General features: G+C 48.6%; 2 protein-coding genes. Both read left to right on the forward strand.

What is annotated here, in order from left to right:
- Nucleotides 1–1415: 1415 nt before the first annotated feature.
- On the forward strand, nt 1416–1661 hold the full coding sequence (locus tag FD01_RS13465; RefSeq protein ID WP_054720019.1) for a hypothetical protein: 246 nt from the start codon (nt 1416–1418) through the stop codon (nt 1659–1661).
- 86 nt (nt 1662–1747) lie between these two features.
- Nucleotides 1748–1987: a hypothetical protein gene (locus tag FD01_RS13470; protein WP_056964807.1), complete on the forward strand. Its 240-nt coding sequence runs from the start codon at nt 1748–1750 to the stop codon at nt 1985–1987.
- The last annotated feature ends 107 nt before the right edge of the window (nt 1988–2094 follow it).

Here is a 2094-nt window from a genome sequence, read left to right on the forward strand (position 1 = left end):
GTTCATCTCACGGTGTCGTGCCATGGGGTGGCTAACTTGTTCTTGCAATTTGCGTTATAAAAATAAAAACATGATATACTATAAACACAAAGAGCGTTGCCTCTGCGAAAGACAACGCTCCGTCGCAGAACCGTTTTAAGAACGGTGGTCATATCTAGCAAACAAAAGCCGCTAGCTTATTCCAAAAGTTGTAGGCGGCTTTTTGCTTGCTCATTTTTTCCGGATTTCCCCGAACGCCACCATCATCTTGCGCACTGCTTGAAGCAGGCGGGTCAACGCCTTGATTAAACGTGTTGCCACATTGACCAAGACTACCAGCGCACCGATGACGGCTGTGATTGACACTAATGCACCAACCACAAGCCTTGCTGTACTCCTTTCTACCAGAATCTGACGCCAAGGGTTTTACACCATAGGCCTCACCCTCTTTCAAAATTCGTACCACCGCTCATTAAACTTTTCTGCTGATTCCATTATACTACACAAAGCGCCGAATCCCTACAGTATCAAGGGATTCGGCGCTTTTTTGAAAAACGCGGCCGGCGGACCAGTGCAGTTGGCAGTAGAAGGCGGCCGTGCCGGCCGCGCGAACCGGCGCCACACCCGCTCGGTTCGTGGGCCTCGTTATCCGTCGTAGCAAGCAAACGATCAAGGCAGCCATATCCCGCGGCACGGCAAAACCAGCCGCACACGCTGACTCGTAGTCCTGGCCAACTGCACTGGTCCGCCGGCATGACTCAGCGAAGTCCACGCTGAGTCATGCCGGCTTCGTTATCTCTTATCGCGAATTCTGAGGTGGTTTAGACGATTCAACCGAACAACTACCCGTCTGAGGCGCTTCTCCTCGACGTTTTGTTACCACCTTCAAGCTCAATTGTTGCAAAATTCGTGCATATTCATTCAATCTTATTTTCACACTGCCGAGTCCGAACAGGACAACGGCTTCCAGATCAAAGCCCGATCTACAAGCCGTTTAATGAAGCAATCGCGCGCCAAACCGACGCGCTCATCGCGGCTATGTTGTTCATGCTTCTTAGACAGTGCCTGGGCAACGACCCAAATGACCCTGGATTCAATTATTCGGATATTCAGCATTCAATCTAGGCACTAACATAACCCACGCGGCAACGCCGCGGGCGCATGCGCCAAGACCTTCTAAGGAAGGTTCTCGTGGCCTTGATTGAAACATTAGACCAGCACCAGGGGCGCTAACCGACAAGTCGGAAGCGCCCCTAAGTTCGGAGAAAAGGGCCGCAAAAACTTTTGCTCCACAAGCCCGGTTCCACAAAAATTTTTGACTTGCGCTGCGCTTACCCTTGTCACCTCACCCGCTGCCGGTACGAATGTGTCATCAAGACGGCTCGACAAAAACCTTCCTTAGAAGGGCCAGCCGCCACAAACAGGAGGACTACATCATGAAAGAAGTCACCATGAAAGACTACTCAGCCATCAAGAGAGAACTCAAGGAACGAAAGCAAGTTTGCCACCTTATCAAGTCAGATTTTCAAGCTATCCTAGATGCTTACAACACTTACGACTGGCAACCAGTTTACGAGACGCGCCTCTACCAGCAGTACGGTGGTGAGTATTGCCTCACACTAGAGCTTATCACCAAGCACATTGCCGCGGCGTCACGGCAACGTTTGATGATTTTCGCCTAGTTTTAGGACACTTCAAGGAGGTGGTGCTTATGAGATAGTGTCGTTTTACCCAACGTCAAAATATCAATCTCAACAGGAGGAACACTATGGAAATCAGATCAAAAAAAATCAGTAACACCGCTGGAACGGCATTACTGATTGTATCAGCTATTAGTGAACTTTTTCGAGGATTACTAGATAGCTTTTATGATTTGTGTGAGCTGAAAGAAAATGAACGTATGAGCTTTAAAGAGCTGTTGATCGGGGTCACAGTTACGCTGGGAATATTCCTAGCCTTTCTGGCCTTGACCAGTTTCATCATTTTACAAGGTTCAGCTTACAAGTAATCGGAATAAATTGCAACCCGCCGAAACGGGCTGTGGACAACTCAAAGGAGATAATTTATCCTGGATTATTCATAGAATTTCAAAAAAGCAGCGCAATCCCACGATTC

This window comes from Lacticaseibacillus manihotivorans DSM 13343 = JCM 12514 (assembly GCF_001435035.1).
Taxonomy (GTDB): Bacteria; Bacillota; Bacilli; order Lactobacillales; family Lactobacillaceae; genus Lacticaseibacillus; species Lacticaseibacillus manihotivorans.

Coding starts and splice junctions, on each gene's coding strand:
- FD01_RS13465 (WP_054720019.1), top strand. CDS start 1,416: ATGAAAGAAGTCACCATGAAAGACTACTCAGCCATCAAGAGAGAACTC.
- FD01_RS13470 (WP_056964807.1), top strand. CDS start 1,748: ATGGAAATCAGATCAAAAAAAATCAGTAACACCGCTGGAACGGCATTA.